The following is an 18853-nucleotide window of genomic DNA, read 5'->3' as shown; positions in this document are numbered from 1 at the left end:
GCAGTTGTGTCAGATCATATGTATAAGCAATTCGTGTAAGCACTTTTTGCAAAAGCAAATTTAACTATCGTGTTTTTATTTTGCTTGAATAAACTGGCTATTTTTATTTACTTTGTAAATCACTCACATACGTTCCTTACCTGCCCCGCCATAATTGCATAAATTTTATTTAACATTCAACCACTTCCACATCAGCCAGATTATTCAATCCAATCATGTTATTAAGTTATAAAATGAATATACCGAATACCATCAAGGTATTAGCGGGCATAACACCTCAGTATGGAATTCATTCCATGCAAGTCACATGAAAAATAGGGATGCCTGGCGGTAGCATATCAGTATAAATTTTGAATATGCTTATTAATTTAATTAATCGGAGTCGAACATGGGAAATAATAAAGTTGAAACTATGCCTGAGCCACTACAAGGAGAAAAAAATAATAAAAAGCGAAAAATAATACTTTCTGTTGTTGTATTATTTTTTTTGTCCTCCGGTGCAGCTTACCTACTTTATTGGTACATGGTATTGCGTTTCTACCAATCAACAGATAATGCTTATGTTGTCGGTAATCAAGTTCAAGTTATGTCACAAACCCATGGCAGCGTAAAAAATATTTATGTTGATAACACCGATTTCGTTCATCAGGGTGACCTTCTGTTAACTTTGGATAGCGCTGATGCTGAAAATGCCTTCGGGAAGAGTAAACATGCGTTAGCCCAAGCCGTGCGTGAAACACAAGAAACTATCCTGAGTAATCCCAAGCTTCTGGCTAATGTGGAATTAAAACAGCTGACTTTAGACAAGTTAAAAAGTGATCTGGCAAGGCGGGAAAAATTAGGAAAGGTCAATGTCATTGCTGTTGAAGAGCTGGATCACGCTCGTAAGGCTGTTGATATTGCCAAAGCAGATTTAAAAGTCGCCATACAGCAGTATAAGATTAATCAGGCTTTGGTTATGGGAACACCGCTAGAGAAGCTGCCCAATATAGAAAAGGCGGTATCCAATTTACGTGAAACTTGGTTGTCCCTGCAACGTACTAAAATTTACGCGCCAGTCAGTGGGTATGTATCACGTCGTAGTGTTCAGGTCGGCGCCCAAATCAATCAATCTACACCCTTGATGATAATTGTCCCTTCTGACCAATTATGGGTTGAAGCGAATTTTAAGGAAGTCCAGTTTACTAATATGCGTCTGGGGCAACCCGTCAAGTTAATCAGTGATTTTTATGGTGATAGTGTGACTTATCAGGGACGGATTACGGGTATGGATATGGGAACTGGCAGCGCTTTCTCTATCCTCCCCGCTCAGAACGCGACAGGTAACTGGATTAAAGTGGTACAGCGCCTCCCTGTACGTATTGAATTAGATCCGGAGCAAATTGCCCGCAACCCATTACGAATCGGTTTATCAATGCATGCAACTGTTGATACGAGAAAAACAGAAGGTACAACTCTGGCTAACAAAACTCCGCAACGGATTATTTATCAGACTGATGTGCTCTCATTCGATAATAAAGAAGTAGATGAAATTATTGAACAAATCATAAAAAGCAATACCAGTCATGAAAATTAAGGATCACACAGCTATGGAACTTTTATCAGTCAGCCAGCGCTGGTGGCTAATCCTGTCCCTGGCAATTATCGCTTTTCTGCAAATCTTGGATTTGACGATTGCTAACGTAGCATTGTCAACCATCGCAGGTGATCTTGGATCATCTGTGTCACAAGGCACTTGGGTTATCACATCATTTGGTGTTGCTAATGCGATCTCTATCCCTTTAACGGGTTGGTTGGCAAAACGAGTGGGGGAAGTGCGGCTGTTTGTCATTTCGACCGTGCTTTTCATTATTTCTTCTTGGTTATGTGGCATCTCCAATAGCCTTGAAATGCTCATTATTACCCGAATTATACAAGGCGCGGTTTCAGGCCCTATCATCCCCTTATCACAAAGCTTGTTGCTGGCAAACTTTCCTAAGTCTCAACACAGTATGGCTTTGGCCATTTGGTCTATGACCGTCATTATAGCCCCGGTTTGTGGGCCTATCCTCGGTGGATGGATTAGCGATAACGTCCACTGGGGATGGATTTTCTTAATCAACGTTCCCATTGGTTTGGTCGCTATCTTTATTACTTACTTACTGTTAAATAAGCGCGAAACCAAAACTGAAATTATCCCGGTTGATAAAGTGGGCTTGGTTCTACTCGTTGTCGGTGTTGGTTGCTTACAACTTATGTTAGACAGAGGCAAGGAACTCGATTGGTTTAATTCCAATGAAATCATCACATTGGCTATCATTGCAACGATAGGTATCATCCTGTTTGTCATTTGGGAAATGACTGATGATAACCCGATTGTTGATTTATCCCTGTTTAAATCTCGTAACTTTACAGTAGGCACGATTTGTATCAGTTTGGCATTTCTATTGCATATTGGTGTCTTAGTCTTACAACCCCAGTTATTACAGACAGTTTTTGGCTACACCGCTACTTGGGCAGGGTTTGCATTAGCGCCTCTCGGCATCCTTCCCATTTTTCTAGCCCCGGTTATTGGCCGATTTGGTGCTAAAATTGATATGCGCTATTTAGTCACCCTCAGCTTTATTGTCTTCTCTTTCTGCTTTTTTTGGCGGGCGCATACTTTTGAGTCTGGGATGGATTTTTCCAGTGCAGCATGGCCACAGTTTGTACAGGGGATAGCGATTGCCTGTTTTATTATGCCACTCAACATGATTATTTTATCTGATATCCCCCAGGAAAAGATCGCTTCAGCAGGAAGCTTGTTTAACTTCTTTCGAACCCTGGCGATATCGATAGGTACATCGTTAACCAATACATTGTGGTCTCGACGTGAAGCTGTTCACCATTCTCAGCTCACTGAAAACATCACACAAAATAACGTTCTTGTTGACTTAGCTTATCAAGATATCAAGCTACTGGGATTATCTGACCTACAGGCAACCATTTTTCTTGCGAAGAAAATTACTAACCAGAGTTTAATTCTGGCAGCTAACGAAATTTTCTGGCTCTTTGGTTTTATTTTTCTGGCACTCATTTTGATTCTTTGGTTGTCCAGATCAAATTTATCGCCTAAATGATTCGGGGATTTGTTTCTTTTTCATGATGGCTTTGTCTCTCAGCAATATTATGTATTGCTTGTTTATTGATGTTATAGAGACATTGCGCAGTGTTACAGTTGAACTGTAGATTTTGTTGGATTATATGTTTAAGGTCAGAAGGACGTATTCCATATGCCATTTTGCATGTCCGGCTAAAATGAGCTGTATCAGAAAAACCGCAGTTATTAGCAACCAATGTTAAAGAATCGGTCATATAAATTTCTTCAATAGCATCACTTAAACGTAACCATAGCAAGTAAGCGCGGAAATTAATTCCCACTTGATCGCGAAAAAGATGTAAAAAACGGCTTTCAGAAAGGTAAATTTTATCAGCGACCTGGCGGGATGAAATCCGCTTTACTGATAACGATTCAATAAACGTAACCGCTTTTAAAATACGTTTATCAAACTGGCAGTGGCATGGCGGGTATGGGCTCAGTAACAAGTAAATAGCAAATGTGTCAGGTTTTTCACCACAAAGAAACGACTTAATGAGATAATCCGTTACTGCCACAATGTCATCATACCCCAGCGAAATGACTGCCAGATCCTCTGTGAGATGGCTGAATAAATGGTAGTGCTCATCGATAGGTTCAATGAGCAATGTAATGCTACAAGTATTGGACGAATCCAACTTATGCATCACATTTGAACGAATAAGAAAACCATGAGAGGAGTGAGTCTTATCCTGTATTGATAAGGCGAGCAACTCATGGCTATGTAAAGATAGGCTGAGTTGAATACAGGGATGTTGGTGCCATTCAGTTGATACATTGTAAATAAAGTTTAATTCACTAGTAGCATGTTTATATTGCCGGATAAACTTAGGGGCAGCTGGAATATTTGATAGCATAGCCTCAATCCTTATCAACAAAGCAGTGAGTGAATATAGTCTACCTTAACTTGCAATGCACGCTAGATTAATCGTTTAGCGGGTATGACGTCAACCAACAGCATTAGCAATTAGCAAGGCCAATAGTGCTATTCAAACAGGGTTATTTTCCTGTTTAGACGCTTGAGTATTATCACCCTGCCAATCCGTTAAGGAGAATGTACAAAGTAAAGTTTATACGAGAAATTAGAGTAAAAAAATTTATCATTTACCCTTAGAAAATGCTTTTTCAGTACAAATTCACTCACTGTTTAAATATAATTAATATTATTCCCTAGCACTAAATTTTATTACTTCTATTAAAATTGAAAACTAAAAAATAGTTCCTTATTATCTGGGTTGCATTTCTATCATTATTAATAACCTAAGGATAATAATATGTCTAAAGAGTTATTTATTGCAACTGTGGAATCTGTAGGTCCTCTGAAAATGAAATGTTCCTCACGAAACTTTTTCTTTCATTTAGATGAACCGGAAAGTTTGGGAGGAAAAAATGAAGCCATGACGCCTGTAGAAGCATTGCTTTCCGCTTTCGGTGCTTGTCAGGGGATGGTGGCGAAAAGCTTTGCCAGTGCCCATAAAATAAATCTGACCGATATCAAAATAGAACTAGAGGGTGAATTAGATCTTGATGGCGTAAAAGGTATAAATAAAAATGCCAAAATTGGTTTTTCCAAAATTACATCAAAATTCTATATTAAAGCAGATAATACTGAACAAGAAATACGAGATTTTATTGATTTTATCGAGAGAAACTGCCCTATTCGCGACACCATGGTCAATACACCTGAAATTGTAACTGAAATTTATTCTTCAAGATAAATTATCGATTACCCATAACAATTAATGCTATGGGTAATTATCAATAATGACAAATCAATTGACTACCCTGCCACAAAATTCGTTAACACTTCAACAAACTCCTCAGGATGGGAAATAAAAGGCGCATGAGCAGCGTTGCGCATAATAACCGAGTGCGTATGTGGCCATGCCTTGTCAAGCTGTGAAGCAATCTTACGCGGTACTAAACCATCAAGATAACCATATAGGCGCAGGAAAGGTAATTGAAGTTGGGACAATTCCTCCCTTAGATCATCAGTGCGCAGGATTTCCAAACCGGCATTAAGTACCTCAACTGTCGGCATCGGCTGGTTCAGTATCACTGATTTCAGTACACGAGCATCCTGGCGTGCACTGTCCGTCCCCAAAGTCTGCAAAGCCAGAAAACGTTCGACCGTCTTTTGAAAATTAGCACTCAATTGATGCTCAAATGCCCTCAAGACTTCTGGCTTAATCCCCGGCCAGTCGCCATCAGCACTAAATCTTGGCGAAGAAGCTACGGTTATCAAACCCGCAACGTGTGCCGGGTGATCCAAAGCAATCCGGCTAGCCACCAATCCTCCTAAAGACCAACCTAGCCACAAGGCATTTACTGGTGCTTGCTGCCAGACAATCTCTGCCATATCCACCAATGACATAGCCGAATACGCTTGGCTACGCCCATAACCCGGCAAATCCACCAGATGCAAACGAAAATGCGAAGCCAATCGCGTTTCCACTGAGCGCCAAACCTCAGCGTTTAGACCCCATCCGTGCAGCATCACAAGATCACGTGGTGCATCGCCAATTGTCTGCCAAAACAACTGATTCATTGTTATTCTCACTTTATTTGTCACCAAGGAAGGAAACTATGCTAACAATGGTTGGATACTGTTGGCTATGCCAGCAAAATTTGTATTTTGCCCATCATGGGATTTGTTATCTCTGCCACCGTCACTTAAGGCGGTTGCAACATGTCTGTCCACGCTGTGCACTGCCTGCTGAATCCGGCAACCTTCCCTGTGGGCGATGCGTAAAGAATCCCCCTGCGTGGCAATATTTGATCGCCATTACGGATTACACCCCACCATTAAGTCAGCTTATTCAACGCTATAAATATAACAATACCCCACAACTCGCCTCCGTGCTGGCGCGTTTATTCCTGCTGCATTGGTTGCAGGGCTATCGTGAAGGCCGCTGGCATAAGCCAGATCGCATATTAGGCATTCCTCTGCACCGCAGAAAACGCTGGCAACGTGGCTTCGATCACATTGAACTCATTACCCGATCCCTATCAGGTTGGCTGCAATGTCCATATCAACCGGATTTTTTACGCCGCTCACGTGCTACACTCACGCAGCGGGGCTTATCTGCCGCCCAAAGGAGAACCAATCTTAAGCAAGCCTTTCAATTACAGGGCGATTTTACCGATCAACATGTCGCTATTTTCGACGATGTGATCACCACGGGCACAACACTGCATGAGGCTTCACAGTTGATAATTCGTGCTGGTGCTCGTTCTGTACAGGCTTGGGCAATATGCCGAACCTTGTAGTTCCTTTATAAATGGGCGTATTATAACCAACTAGAACAGTCAACTATTGAGCAAATGACATGATTAATATTACTGAAGCAGCGCAAGCACATTTTGCCAAGCTACTGGCAAATCAAGAACCGGGCACACAGATCCGCGTCTTTGTTATTAATCCAGGAACACCAACCGCTGAATGCGGTGTTTCCTATTGCCCACCGGATGCTGTTGAAGCCACTGACACCGAATTGAAGTTCGATCAACTCTCTGCTTATGTTGATGAAATTAGTGCACCTTTTCTGGAAGAAGCCGTCATTGATTTTGTGACCGATCAATTGGGTTCCCAACTGACCCTGAAAGCCCCGAACGCTAAAATGCGTAAAGTGGCGGACGATGCCCCACTGATTGATCGTGTTGAATATGTCCTGCAATCGCAGATCAATCCACAGCTAGCAGGGCATGGTGGCCGTGTCAGCCTGATGGAAATCACCGATGAAGGTTATGCTATTCTGCAATTCGGCGGTGGATGTAACGGCTGTTCAATGGTCGATGTCACTCTGAAAGAGGGGATCGAAAAACAGTTATTACAGACATTCCCGGAATTAAAAGGTGTGAAAGATCTGACTGAGCATCAGCGCGGTGAACATTCATATTACTGATTTTTCATTCTTATTTTGACAATTTTTAACCATTTTTCTGTTTCTAACATTTTCTATCTCTAGATTTCTATGCCTTCCCAATGGCGATATTGGGAAGGCAGTCAGGTATGACCTGACGACTATTCAGAAATGAATATATTAAAAATGAAAATTTTAGAAACTACATTGAGTATTTATGGACCATTTTCGAACGATAACTCCTGAACAGGCTTACCAACATTGGCTCGATAAAACCGCAGTCATGGTTGATATCCGCGATCCACAAAGCTTCCATGCTGGACACGCAACCGGAGCGTTTCACCTGACAAATGAAACACTCAATAATTTTCTACAGGAAGCGGATTTTGACCAACCGGTCATGGTGATGTGCTACCACGGCCATAGCAGTCAAGGCGCGGCACAATACCTGATCAATATGGGTTTTGAGACCGTTTATAGTGTCAATGGCGGTTTTGAAGTCTGGCAAAAAGACTATCCTCACGCTGTTCATACTCAATAAACCCTTAACGCGCTGATTCTAATGCAATTAACTCCAGTGCAATTAACTTCAACTTAAGGCAGAGATAAGACGAGCAATGATCCATATAACCGCAATATCTAATCCTCGGCTGGCTCAGGCCTTTATTGATTATATGGCGACGCAGGGCATTCATTTGACCATGCGGCCCACCAATGAGCCACCATTAGTTGAACTCTGGTTAGAGGATGATAGCCAACTCAGTCGGGTTGAAGAGGAACTTCGCCACTTTGCTCACGATCCACTCAATGAACGCTATCAAGCGGCCAGTTGGCAAACAGGCAAATCTGTCAGCTTCTTCAAATATCATAACAACCTGAATTTGAGTACGCTCAAAAGTCAGTCTGGCCCCCTGACTATTGCGATAACCCTGCTCTGCATCCTCGTTTACCTCTGGGTGGCAATGGCAGGCATACCGGATGTTATGAACTGGTTAGCATGGCCAGCTAACAGTGATCAGTATCTGGAGTTATGGCGCTGGATAAGCCCAGCTCTATTGCATTTCTCTCTGACACACCTGCTCTTTAATCTTGCCTTATGGTGGTATTTCGGCAGCCAGGTAGAGCAGAAGATTGGGGGCTGCAAACTGTTTGAAATCACGATAGTGTCAGCCATTTTCAGTAGTTGGGCACAATCATTATTCAGCGGATCTGATTTCGGGGGATTATCCGGTGTCGTCTACGCACTGATCGGGTATGTTTGGCTAACCGGTGAAATCTCTCCAAAACGAGGGATCAGTGCTCCCAGAGGGTTAATCGCTGTCTCTGTCATTTGGTTGTTGGTGGGCTATTTCGATCTATTTTCGTTAAACATCGCCAATGCCGCCCATGTTGCAGGATTAATCATCGGGTTATTAATGGGGTTATGGGATAATTTGCGTAAACAAAAAAACCAAAAAATGCCAAATAAGTCCCAATAGGTTTCAGCATCGGCTTGAAATAGAAGGGAGATAATTTTGGTCAACGATAATCCATCTATGCATATATTAGGGGAATTTTGTGAAGCAAACTCAGCGACATGATGCAATAATCGAGCTGGTGCGCATTCAAGGTTATGTCAGCACTGAAGAGCTGGTTGCACATTTTGATGTTAGCCCGCAAACTATTCGACGTGATTTAAATGATCTCGCAGATAAAAATAAGATCCAGCGTCACCATGGCGGTGCCGCGTTGCCATCCAGCTCGGTCAACACCGCCTATCATGACCGCAAGATCATGGGATCGGATGAAAAAGCTCGAATTGCACAACAAGTTGCCACCCAAATTCCAAACGGCGCAACGCTGTTCATCGATATTGGAACAACGCCAGAGGCCGTAGCACATGCTCTGCTCAACCATCGTGATTTACGAATTGTCACCAACAATCTCAATGTCGCAACCCTATTTATGGGCAAAGAAGATTTTCGCCTAATTTTGGCAGGGGGTGAAGTACGCTCCCGCGATGGCGGTATCATTGGCGAAGCAACGCTAGACTTTATTTCCCAGTTCCGCCTTGATTTCGGCATTCTTGGGATCAGCGGCATCGATAGTGATGGTTCACTGCTGGAATTCGATTACCACGAAGTTCGTACCAAACGTGCCATTATCGAAAACTCCCGCTGTGTCATGCTGGTTGCCGACCATTCAAAATTCGGCCGCAATGCTATGGTTAACCTCGGTAACATGAACCTGATTGATTTTTTGTTCACGGATAAAGCCCCCCCTTCCGGCATTCAAAAAATTATCGAGCAACACAGTGTTAAGTTGGAATTGTGCTAATCACTTTTTAGGTAAAAGTGCCATGATAATGTCCCACCAGATATTCTGGTGGGGGTTAGCTCCTACAAATATTCCCCCTCAAATTTGTATCCCACAAAAACCTTATTAATCTTATGTATAAGACAAGATTTTGTTACCTGTATCACGTGAATATGTTTTTTCTGAGTTAATAGTTGGCGATTGATGAATTTTTAATTACAATCCTTGAGCGAAAACGAACATTAAAGAACTGTTTCGAACATTTCAGAGGGGATGCAATGGAAACCAAAGACTTGATTGTAATAGGCGGCGGAATTAACGGCGCTGGTATTGCGGCAGATGCTGCTGGCCGGGGGCTTTCAGTCCTACTGTTGGAAGGTCAAGATTTGGCCAGTGCAACTTCATCTGCCAGCTCCAAGCTGATCCATGGCGGTTTACGCTATCTGGAACATTATGAGTTTCGTTTGGTCAGTGAAGCACTGGCAGAACGTGAAGTGCTTTTAAAACTGGCTCCCCATATTGCATTCCCGATGCGTTTTCGCCTGCCACATCAACCACACCTACGTCCAGCGTGGATGATCCGTATTGGGCTGTTCCTGTACGATAACTTGGGCAAACGCGTTAGCTTACCAGGCAGTAAGGGGCTAAAATTTGGCACAAATTCGGTATTGAAGCCATCTATCACCCGTGGCTTTGAATATTCCGACTGTTGGGTTGACGATGCGCGTCTGGTGGTTCTAAACGCACAAGAAGTGCAGAAACACGGCGGTGAAGTACATACCCGCACCCAGGTAACTCGTGCATGGCGTGAAAATGGCTATTGGATGGTTGAAGCCACAAACCTCAAAACTGGCGAAACCAACACATGGCGCGCGAAAGGTTTGGTTAACGCAACTGGCCCGTGGGTGAAAAATTTCTTCGATAACGGGCTGCAACTAAAATCACCTTATGGCATCCGTCTGATCAAAGGCAGTCATATCGTTGTGCCTCGCGTTCACGATGAGCCGCAGGCTTATATTCTGCAAAATGAAGATCACCGCATCGTATTCGTCATTCCATGGAATAACGAATTTTCGATTATCGGCACAACGGATGTTGAATACAAAGGCGATCCAAAAGAAGTCAAAATTGACGATAAAGAGATCGACTATTTGCTGAAAGTCTATAACGACCACTTTAAGAAACAGCTTGGTCGCGATGATATTGTTTGGACTTACTCTGGCGTTCGCCCCCTGTGTGATGATGAATCCGATTCACCACAAGCGATCACCCGTGATTACACGCTGGATGTGCAAGATGAGCAAGGCCAGATGCCATTACTGTCCGTATTTGGCGGTAAGCTAACAACTTATCGCAAACTGGCTGAACACGCTATGGATAAACTGGCGCAGTACTACCCTAACGCGGGCAATGCATGGACCAAAAATGGCAAGTTACCAGGCGGTGAGCTGGAAGGCTGTGATCGCGATGGTTATGCGCGCCTGCTACGCCAGCGTCATAACTGGCTGCCTGAAGGTGTGGCACTGCGTTATGCCCGTACTTACGGCAGCAACAGCCAATTCATCCTGCAAGGCGCAGAAACGTTGGCCGATCTCGGCGAATGTTTCGGCCATAATTTGTATGAAGCGGAACTGCGTTATTTGGTTAAATGCGAATGGGTAACCGAGCTAGATGATGCTATCTGGCGCCGAACCAAACTGGGTATGTGGCTCACTGATGAACAAAAACAGCGTGTAGCTGACTGGCTGGCACAAAACGCCAAAGCCGCTTGATTGCAAGATTGATTTTGAAAATGGCGATAGAAATTATCGCCATTTTTCATTTTTTATTCGTGTCATATCAGTTTATTCCGCTCATCGAACCCACAAACGAACATAAACTTTCGAAATCAATCATCCCTATTTTCTATCGCAATTTCTATTCCCGCAATCTCTGATTCGTAAATCAAAAACCTGGACCGCAGATCCTGAAACTCCGCCGATTTTTCCTCTGGGGATAGAAAAGAATATTGGATGCTATTAAATACGGTTTTTTTGATCTCTGCATAAGATGGCTTGTAGTTTGTGGCAAAGATGACAAATTCATGAGTCAGGTCACCACGAGAAACTCCTGGGTCATCGCTTGATATCACAAAAGGCACTCCATAACGTTGATAAAGTTTTATCGGATGCTTATTTCCTCTAACACCAAGAATAAAGTCATTACTCGTCAGGTTAATTTCGACAGGAATTTCCTTTTCTCTCAGTACCTGGAGTAATGCAAAGGCCTTCTCTTCTCTGGCAATATCAACACCGTGGCCGATCCGATTTGCCCCTGCAATATCAACGGCATATCGAATGTGATTTGCCAAATCTTCTGGCGGAACCATTCCACTCACTAATTCCCCCGCATGTAGCGATAAACGAACATCGGGGAAAAGCCTTTTTAGATACCGGAACATCAGCATGTGCAACTTATAGTCACGAATGGCTATATAACCATTTTCCGGCCCAACAATATTCACACCGACAATCTTTTTGCTCATATGTGCCGCCGAAAATGCCGAATACAAACTTGAGAATACAGTCGCGCGTGACGCATTACGAACAACATAAGATTGGAGCCGAATCCGAAACTCATCATCGTCTATCCCGGAAACCGCCGCTTCTTCAGTTTGGATATAATCAGATATACCTTTCGTAACAAGTGGGTCCTTAACCATAAAATCCGCATAGGGCGCCAATGCTGCGAAAACGGTATTTTCATCAGCATCTGGGTCTAACGCATCAAGTTCTTTAGCCAGTTCTGGGTACTCAAAAGAAGGTGCTCTGTTTAACATTATTTCCAGATACTGAACATTTTCATTTTTGGCCCGATTTTTTAATTTAGTTATCCCATCCGTTAAAATTTGATGTGATAATGGGCTGAAATAACTAAAGGTATCAAAAAATTGCTGGTCCGGAGCCTTCTGCATGTGATAATGGTTATGGAAATCCTTGTTTGACCATACCTTCAATAGTTTTCGGTAGAAAGCATTGTTTGCAATAACCGCACTCTTTTCGAGACAAAATGGCTGATTCTTGTTTGGGAGTAGGCTTTTCTGACGTGTTTCTATTCGAAAAATTTCGATTTTAAGTCTCGGATCGGTCCGATCATAAATGCAATAGCCCTTATCACCAACCCAATCAAGATAGGTTTCTGCATATATTGCACCAGAATAGTGAATATGGATATCTGCACCTTTAGGCATCATTTTCAATGCCATTGTTAGCTCTGCAATATTTGGATCGTTGGTTTCAATCAGCTTACTGAAAAAACGTGCTGTCGCTGTTTCATTTTCCTTGGCTAAAACTGTATTTACTTCACCAGCATTGACCAGACAAGGAAGTAACATCAATAAAATGATTACAATGGGTAAAGTATTCATAACCCTTTTTCCTAGTCTCGATATTTGTTAAGCGCTATAAGCTATAAGTGGTACTAAGGGAAGTGATACCACTAATATGACTTGTATTCAATCCGGGCAATATTTTGATTTATATATTTCATCTTTCAAAAAACAATCTTATGTCCCAGGAATTCCAAAGTTATTAGGCATATATATGCGTTACCTTTCAAGTTGCTCATTATAAGACAACATAACTCTTTGTTTCTCCCTGCTGCGCAGGGAAATATAAGGCCTCGCCTCATCTTGCGGATTGCAACTTGAAGTTTATTGAGTATATAAATAAGAAAATGAAAATATAATCATATAATAAACCTGCTTTATTGTTGGCTATAACAACAGAAAAAGCTAAATTTTAATGATCTTAAATAAAATACATTCCATAAGATATTTTATTGATCCATACAAGAACAACGTGCAGAATATAGCCTAATTATTCTGTGGCGTGATAAATAGTATAGCAAAAATCACCATCGATACAGAAAAACACAGTGAGCGGGCATAGATAATACCCTCACCGGCCCTATATTCTCCCATGATGGCAATTTTTATATCTTCAATGCAAAATTGAAATATATATTCAAAATATTGATAATATTAAACTTTATCATTTTTTAAATTTTCATTTTTTTTGTAATTGTGATATTAATCCCTTTTCTTTAATTCGCTTATTGCGATTTATGTTCAATTTTATGAATATAAATAGGAATGGATAAGAACTTGTAATGATGAGTCAAACATTCATTAAGAAAGAGGGGATCGCGCAGTCATTTCTGGCTCGTTATCTCCTCTCTGAACAATGTGGTAATCGCCTGAAAACCATAGAAGTATTGGCTAAAGAATGTGGATTGTCCGTGGGTTTGATGCAAGCAGCATTAAAATCTCTTGAACAGGCGCAGGTGGTTGGAATTAAGCGTCGTGGTCGTAGTGGTAGCTTTCTTGCACAGATAAACCACAAATTACTGTTGCAGTATGCCGATATTGGCAATGTGGTTTGTGCGATGCCACTCCCATATACCCGTGCTTATGAAGGGCTGGCCAGTGGTTTAAAAGCATTGTGTGCAAGTGTTCCCTTTTACTTCGCGCACATGCGTGGCTCAGATATCCGCATTGAATGTTTACTGAGTGGTGTTTACGATTTAGCGGTAACATCAAGACTTGCCGCAGAACAGCACCCAGAAAATAAAGATCTATATATTGCGCTTTCACTAGGGACACAAAGTTATACAGACAGGCATAGGTTAATCTTTCGCAATGGCGAAATGGAATCAATTCGTCGCGTTGGATTAGATAGCACCTCAGCAGACCAAAAAATAATGACAAAGCAATACTTTGCTGACAAAGAGATTGAATTGGTCGAGGTCTCCTATCATGAATGCCTAAATCAAATCATAAAAGGTCACATTGATGCGGCCATTTGGAACGTTGGACAAGGCCATGAACTCATAGCACAAGGTCTGATGACCCAACTCCCTGACAGCAGTGAGTGTTTTATCAAGGCTTCTGAAGCCGTTATCCTTATCCGTAAGGATAATATCCCTATCCAGCAACTCCTGCATACTATGGTTGATAGGGATCTATTGCTGACCCATCAACAAAACGTAGTAACAGGCATCATCGAACCCGTTTATTGAACCAAAATAAGCGGCTGATTAACACCTGCGTATAACAAAAAGCAATGATAGAACAACGGCTAACTATCCTGCTACAAGGTGGCGTTATCGATCAAGATATCTACGATAACATGCTGGAAGTTGTGCATGTTCTGGAAGATATCTGGCACATCCCTATCCGTCATCCGCAAGGCGAAATGGCGCTTACCCATATGGCAAGTGCTTTCATGCGCTCACGCCGTGGTGAAATAATAGCCCCATTGGATAAAGAAATATTGGCAAAACTCGAGCAATCTGAATACTACGAGCACTTACTCACAATTCATCACTCCCTAATCGAAAAATTTGCCGTGACCTTGCATCCCAGCGAGGAAGGCTATCTGTTGGCAAATTTATATGGTTTAATATTTTCACTCGCAAGAGGTTAGTTTTTGATTCCCATAAAAATATTCAAAAAAATGAAAATTTACCTGTAAAAATGTTGATTTCACACAGCTTTGCTGCTTTGCAGCGATAAAGGGAGTCCTATGTTTATTGAGGCATTAAAAAAACAGAACCCCAAATTGATTGAAGTTGCAAAAAACCTTTGGCAACAAGGTGCAATCTTGCCAGATACCTATATCATCGACGTCGATCAGGTTTTGGACAATGGCCGGCGCTTGCTGCAAAGCGCGGAGCAATATGACATTGAGCTCTATTTGATGACCAAACAAATTGGACGTAACCCCTGGCTAACCAAGAAATTGATTGAACTCGGTTATCGCGGTGTCGTGGCTGTCGATTTCAGGGAAGCTTATAGCCTGAGCCAGCATGGTATTCCACTGTGCCACATCGGCCATTTGGTGCAGATCCCAACACATTTAATAGAAACCATGCTCAAGCATAGTCCAAGTATCATTACCGTATTTTCCCTTGAAAAAGCCCAAGCCATTTCGGATATTGCGGAGAAACTGGGGCGAATTCAGCCCATCATGCTGAAAATATTTGATAAACGAGATATCACTTTTCCTGGCCAAGAAGCCGGTATCACCTTCAATGAACTAGACACCGTTGTCGATGCCTTAAAGCTCATGCCGGGCATCAAATTGAGCGGGTTGACGCATTTTCCTTGCCTGGCATGGGATTCCCGCTATCAGATAACCTTACCCACCAACAATTTGCTCACCCTCATTCGGGCACGAAACCGACTGGAGCAACTCGGCATCAAACTTTCACAAATCAATGCGCCGGCAGCTTCAAGCTGTAACACCATACCATTACTGGCCAAATACGGCGCCACCCACCTGGAACCAGGCCATGCCTTGACCGGAACCATCCCCGCTAACTTCAGTGGCCACGAGCCGGAGCATATTGCAATGGTTTATCTCACAGAAATTTCCCATCATCACGATGGTCATAGTTACTGCTATGGTGGCGGCTATTATAAACGCGGGCATATGAAACATGCATTGGTTCTTCCTGAACGCACCATCCCTCCTGGCATCACCCTGGCTAAAAAAGTACGCATACTGCGTCTGGGTGAACCCTGCATTGACTACCACCTCCCATTAGCAGGCACTCATCCTATTGGTAGCCCAGTGATCATGTGTTTTCGCCCTCAGATTTTCACAACGCGCAGCGATGTTGCCCTTGTTTCAGGTATTCAATCTGGCTCTCCAAAACTTGAAGGGATTTATGACAGTCAAGGAAATTGGAAAAATAGTGGTTATTCTAACTAATCCCCCAACAAGGTTATTACAAATAAGATCACTCCATCATTAAATAATATTATTTTCGCTATAACGGAATTACCGCATGATCCGGCCGTTTGGCAACAAAGGCAAATAACTTGATTGATGTTTCAGGCTATACCTATGTACATGAGCACTTGCATATCGATCTCTCTGATGTGAAAGGAAACCTGGATTGTCGATTGGATCAATACGATCTGATCGCAGGAGAACTTCGTCACCTCTACATCCTTGGGGTAAGAAACATCGTGGAGATGACCAATCGTTACATGGGGCGCAACGCCGCTTTTCTGCTGGATCTGATGCGTGATACCCGTATCAATATCATTGCCTCGACGGGCTACTATAAACAACCATTCCTCCCTGCTCATTTCAGAGAGTTAAGTGTACAGGCTATCGCCGATGACATGATCACTGAAATTGAAATTGGCATTGATGGCACCGCATTAAAAGCAGGGATAATTGCAGAAATTGGTTCCAGTCTCGATCAAATCACGAAAGATGAGCAAAAGGTGTTCACCGCTGCGGCATTGGCACACCAGGCTACAGGCTGTCCCATTTCCACCCACACCACATTAAGCACAATGGGATGTGAGCAGTTGGCACTGCTAAAGGCGTTTGGCGTTTCCCCTGAATATGTGGCTATCGGTCATTGTGATCTGAGAGATAATCTGGACACCATTATTCCGCTGCTAGAGGCCGGAGCATGGGTACAATTCGATACAATCGGCAAAAATAATTACTATCCCGACAATCGACGCATTACCATGTTGCAAGAACTTGCCAAGCGTGGACTGCTTGATCGAGTCATGCTTTCCCAAGATATCACGCGTCGATCTCATTTGAAAAACAATGGGGGAAATGGCTTTGATTACTTGCTAACCGTATTCGTTCCCATGTTGCTGGAAGCGGGTTTTTGCCAAAAACAGATAGACCAAATGCTGCGTGATAACCCTGCACAATTTTTCCAAGGCAAGATTAAATAAAAAAATAAATCTATAAAACAGAAAGTTAAAATAAGTTCATTCTAAAAACATAGCTTTTTCAAAAAGCAATCCGATATGAAGATACAAAGAGAGGGATAACAACATGAGATTTGTCGTTGGTGGACAAATAGAGAAACAAGCAATAGCCGAAGGTATTCGTCAATGGGCAGGCAATAAAGCCACCGCCATTACCATCATGAATGATATTGACGCGGCAATGGCAATTAAAAATGGCGAAGCAGATTACTATTTTGGCGCGTGCAATACGGGTGGAGGAGGTGCGCTGGCAATGGCAATTGCGCTTATTGGACTCAATCAATGTGCCACCGTCGGAATGCCGGGAAAAATCTTATCTAATGACGAAATCATCGCCCATGTGAAAGCCGGTAAGAAAGCATTTGGTTTTACCGGCCAGGATATTGATATCGTCCTGCCTGTGATCATCAATACCATCATCTCACTGTAAGGAGTCAATCATGCAACATTTCCATGATTTCCTCCTGAGATTGATGGAGGTCGATCCTTTTAAAGCAGGGCTATTGGCAGCCATTGGCGCCATTGCCGCGATGATGGCAAACCGTGGTATCGCCGTTTTCCACGATGGCCTGCGCCCACTTTTGCCGGAATACCTTGAAGGTCGCATGAGCCGCAAAGCGCTTGCCGCAACCAGTTTCGCCCTGAGCATTGGTTTGGTTGTCGGTTTTGGCATTCCCTTTTCACTCACCGCCCCCATTGTCTTGGTTCACAGCCTGTTACTCGGTACAGACATGATCGGGATTTGGTGTGCCAACAGCCGGAGAGGCTTTATCGCCTCTGGTGTCATTGGTGCCTTATATGCCATCGCATTGCTGGCTGGGCTGCGTTCGGTGGTGGAACTGTTTGCCATGTTGCCCGTCAATTTCACCGATGACCTCAAGAAAGTGGGCGATCCGATTGTGGCCTGTTTTGCCCTGTTTCCTGCGATGGTCGTCGGCTATCAATATGGCTATCGCAAAGGGCTTTTGGTCATGTTCACCGCGCTGGTCGGCTATCTGGCAACCAAGGCCATTGGCCCATTGAGCTTTGGAGGGATGATCGAAAAACCCGTCAGCATTGACCCTAACGGCGCTGCACTATTACTGTCGATGATTGCCATGTTCTACTTTGCAATGCGTGAACGCCCAACGCAGACAGCGGAGCAAAAAGGTGCCAACGAGGTCTTAATCGGCCTGTTTTCCACCCGTATAGAACGTATCCAGAAAAATAAATGGCTGCTAATCCTGTGCGGCGGCCTGACCGCCAGTGCCGCCACCATGTCTTTTAGCCTGCTGGCGGAAGGGCCTGTTTCCTTACAACTCATGGCGCAAGGTGAACAGACCAACGCATTGCTGGTAGCACTGGCACGTGCCATCAGCTTTATCCCATTAGTGGGCACGACGGCTATAGCCACAGGCGTTTATAGCCCAAATGGCATGAAATTTGTGTTTGTGGCAGGGTTGGCAACCAACAATCCGTGGATTGCCTTTGTCGCAGGCGGCATCACCATGTTCATTGAAATCCAGCTACTGGCAAAAATCGCTATCTGGTTGGATAAATACCCTGGGGTGAAAGCATGCAGCGGACATATTCGTACCGCGATCACCAAAATGCTCGAAGTTGCTTTGCTGGTTGGTGCGATGATTGCCGCCAACGCTATTCTGCCGGGCATGGGCTTTATGATCGTGGCGGGTATCTATCTACTTAACCGTACATCCAAACGTCCTTTAGTGGAAATGGCTATCGGCCCAATCGCAACAATCATTGTGGGCATTCTGGCAAACTTGCTCTTTCTGCTGGGAATAAAATAAG

At 43.2% G+C, this 18853-nt stretch carries 18 protein-coding genes; 15 read left to right on the top strand and 3 right to left on the bottom strand.

All coding sequences use genetic code 11. The features are described from left to right. The first annotated feature begins 388 nt into the window (after positions 1 to 388). The gene (gene emrA / locus IQ209_RS05670; RefSeq protein WP_193849781.1) at positions 389 to 1576 is read left to right on the top strand and encodes a multidrug efflux MFS transporter periplasmic adaptor subunit EmrA; all 1188 of its coding nucleotides are present in this window, start codon (positions 389 to 391) and stop codon (positions 1574 to 1576) included. A 13-nt stretch (positions 1577 to 1589) separates the two neighbouring features. Further along, positions 1590 to 3098, top strand: coding sequence for a DHA2 family efflux MFS transporter permease subunit (locus tag IQ209_RS05665; RefSeq protein WP_193849779.1), 1509 nt, complete (start codon positions 1590 to 1592; stop codon positions 3096 to 3098). On the opposite strand, the gene IQ209_RS05660 is transcribed toward IQ209_RS05665, so the two are convergent. Then, on the bottom strand, positions 3091 to 3972 hold the full coding sequence (locus IQ209_RS05660) for an AraC family transcriptional regulator (RefSeq protein WP_193849777.1): 882 nt from the start codon (positions 3970 to 3972) through the stop codon (positions 3091 to 3093). The two genes, IQ209_RS05665 and IQ209_RS05660, sit on opposite strands and share 8 nt — an antisense overlap. Before the next feature lie 417 nt (positions 3973 to 4389). On the opposite strand from IQ209_RS05660, the gene IQ209_RS05655 reads away from it, so the two are divergent. Further along, positions 4390 to 4833 carry an OsmC family protein gene (locus IQ209_RS05655; RefSeq protein ID WP_193849775.1) on the top strand — a complete coding sequence of 148 codons (444 nt, stop codon included), beginning with the start codon at positions 4390 to 4392 and terminating at the stop codon, positions 4831 to 4833. Between the two features lie 62 nt (positions 4834 to 4895). Here the strand turns inward: IQ209_RS05655 and bioH are convergent, their stop codons facing one another. Then, on the bottom strand, positions 4896 to 5663 hold the full coding sequence (bioH, locus tag IQ209_RS05650) for a pimeloyl-ACP methyl ester esterase BioH (protein ID WP_193849773.1): 768 nt from the start codon (positions 5661 to 5663) through the stop codon (positions 4896 to 4898). Between the two features lie 38 nt (positions 5664 to 5701). On the opposite strand from bioH, the gene gntX reads away from it, so the two are divergent. From gntX to glpD, 6 genes are all read left to right on the top strand, one after another. After that, positions 5702 to 6385, top strand: coding sequence for a DNA utilization protein GntX (gene gntX / locus IQ209_RS05645; RefSeq protein WP_193849771.1), 684 nt, complete (start codon positions 5702 to 5704; stop codon positions 6383 to 6385). A gap of 59 nt (positions 6386 to 6444) precedes the next feature. Beyond that, a complete protein-coding gene (gene nfuA / locus IQ209_RS05640; RefSeq protein WP_189759719.1) occupies positions 6445 to 7020 on the top strand; it encodes a Fe-S biogenesis protein NfuA in 576 nt (191 codons plus the stop codon). 175 nt (positions 7021 to 7195) lie between these two features. Beyond that, a complete protein-coding gene (gene glpE / locus IQ209_RS05635) occupies positions 7196 to 7519 on the top strand; it encodes a thiosulfate sulfurtransferase GlpE (protein WP_193849770.1) in 324 nt (107 codons plus the stop codon). 76 nt (positions 7520 to 7595) lie between these two features. After that, the gene (gene glpG / locus IQ209_RS05630) at positions 7596 to 8456 is read left to right on the top strand and encodes a rhomboid family intramembrane serine protease GlpG (RefSeq protein WP_193849768.1); all 861 of its coding nucleotides are present in this window, start codon (positions 7596 to 7598) and stop codon (positions 8454 to 8456) included. Between the two features lie 79 nt (positions 8457 to 8535). After that, positions 8536 to 9294, top strand: a complete 759-nt coding sequence (locus tag IQ209_RS05625) for a DeoR/GlpR family transcriptional regulator (RefSeq protein ID WP_193849766.1) — start codon at positions 8536 to 8538, stop codon at positions 9292 to 9294. Between the two features lie 257 nt (positions 9295 to 9551). Continuing rightward, positions 9552 to 11045 (top strand): glycerol-3-phosphate dehydrogenase, encoded by a 1494-nt coding sequence (gene glpD, locus IQ209_RS05620; protein ID WP_193849764.1) that lies wholly within the window; start codon positions 9552 to 9554, stop codon positions 11043 to 11045. A 116-nt stretch (positions 11046 to 11161) separates the two neighbouring features. Here glpD and IQ209_RS05615 read toward each other — a convergent pair whose 3' ends face one another. Beyond that, complete coding sequence (locus IQ209_RS05615) at positions 11162 to 12679, bottom strand: adenosine deaminase (RefSeq protein ID WP_193849762.1); 1518 nt, start codon at positions 12677 to 12679, stop codon at positions 11162 to 11164. A 743-nt stretch (positions 12680 to 13422) separates the two neighbouring features. Here IQ209_RS05615 and yhfZ point away from each other — a divergent pair. The 6 genes from yhfZ (at position 13423) to IQ209_RS05585 (ending at position 18852) form a co-directional block, all read left to right on the top strand. After that, positions 13423 to 14331 carry a GntR family transcriptional regulator YhfZ gene (gene yhfZ, locus IQ209_RS05610; protein WP_193849760.1) on the top strand — a complete coding sequence of 303 codons (909 nt, stop codon included), beginning with the start codon at positions 13423 to 13425 and terminating at the stop codon, positions 14329 to 14331. A 44-nt stretch (positions 14332 to 14375) separates the two neighbouring features. Further along, the gene (locus IQ209_RS05605; protein WP_193849758.1) at positions 14376 to 14738 is read left to right on the top strand and encodes a PRD domain-containing protein; all 363 of its coding nucleotides are present in this window, start codon (positions 14376 to 14378) and stop codon (positions 14736 to 14738) included. A gap of 99 nt (positions 14739 to 14837) precedes the next feature. Continuing rightward, positions 14838 to 16028 carry a YhfX family PLP-dependent enzyme gene (locus IQ209_RS05600; protein ID WP_193849756.1) on the top strand — a complete coding sequence of 397 codons (1191 nt, stop codon included), beginning with the start codon at positions 14838 to 14840 and terminating at the stop codon, positions 16026 to 16028. A gap of 89 nt (positions 16029 to 16117) precedes the next feature. Next, positions 16118 to 17026, top strand: coding sequence for a phosphotriesterase-related protein (locus IQ209_RS05595; protein ID WP_193849754.1), 909 nt, complete (start codon positions 16118 to 16120; stop codon positions 17024 to 17026). Between the two features lie 103 nt (positions 17027 to 17129). Continuing rightward, on the top strand, positions 17130 to 17492 hold the full coding sequence (locus IQ209_RS05590; RefSeq protein WP_193849751.1) for a DUF2620 domain-containing protein: 363 nt from the start codon (positions 17130 to 17132) through the stop codon (positions 17490 to 17492). Between the two features lie 10 nt (positions 17493 to 17502). Next, positions 17503 to 18852, top strand: a complete 1350-nt coding sequence (locus IQ209_RS05585; RefSeq protein WP_193849749.1) for a YhfT family protein — start codon at positions 17503 to 17505, stop codon at positions 18850 to 18852. Position 18853: the final 1 nt, after the last annotated feature.

It is taken from the genome of Xenorhabdus sp. BG5, from assembly GCF_015163665.1.
Lineage (GTDB): Bacteria > Pseudomonadota > Gammaproteobacteria > Enterobacterales > Enterobacteriaceae > Xenorhabdus.
The sequence above is the reverse complement of the archived record's forward strand: the minus strand, read 5'-3'. Positions and strand labels throughout refer to the sequence as shown.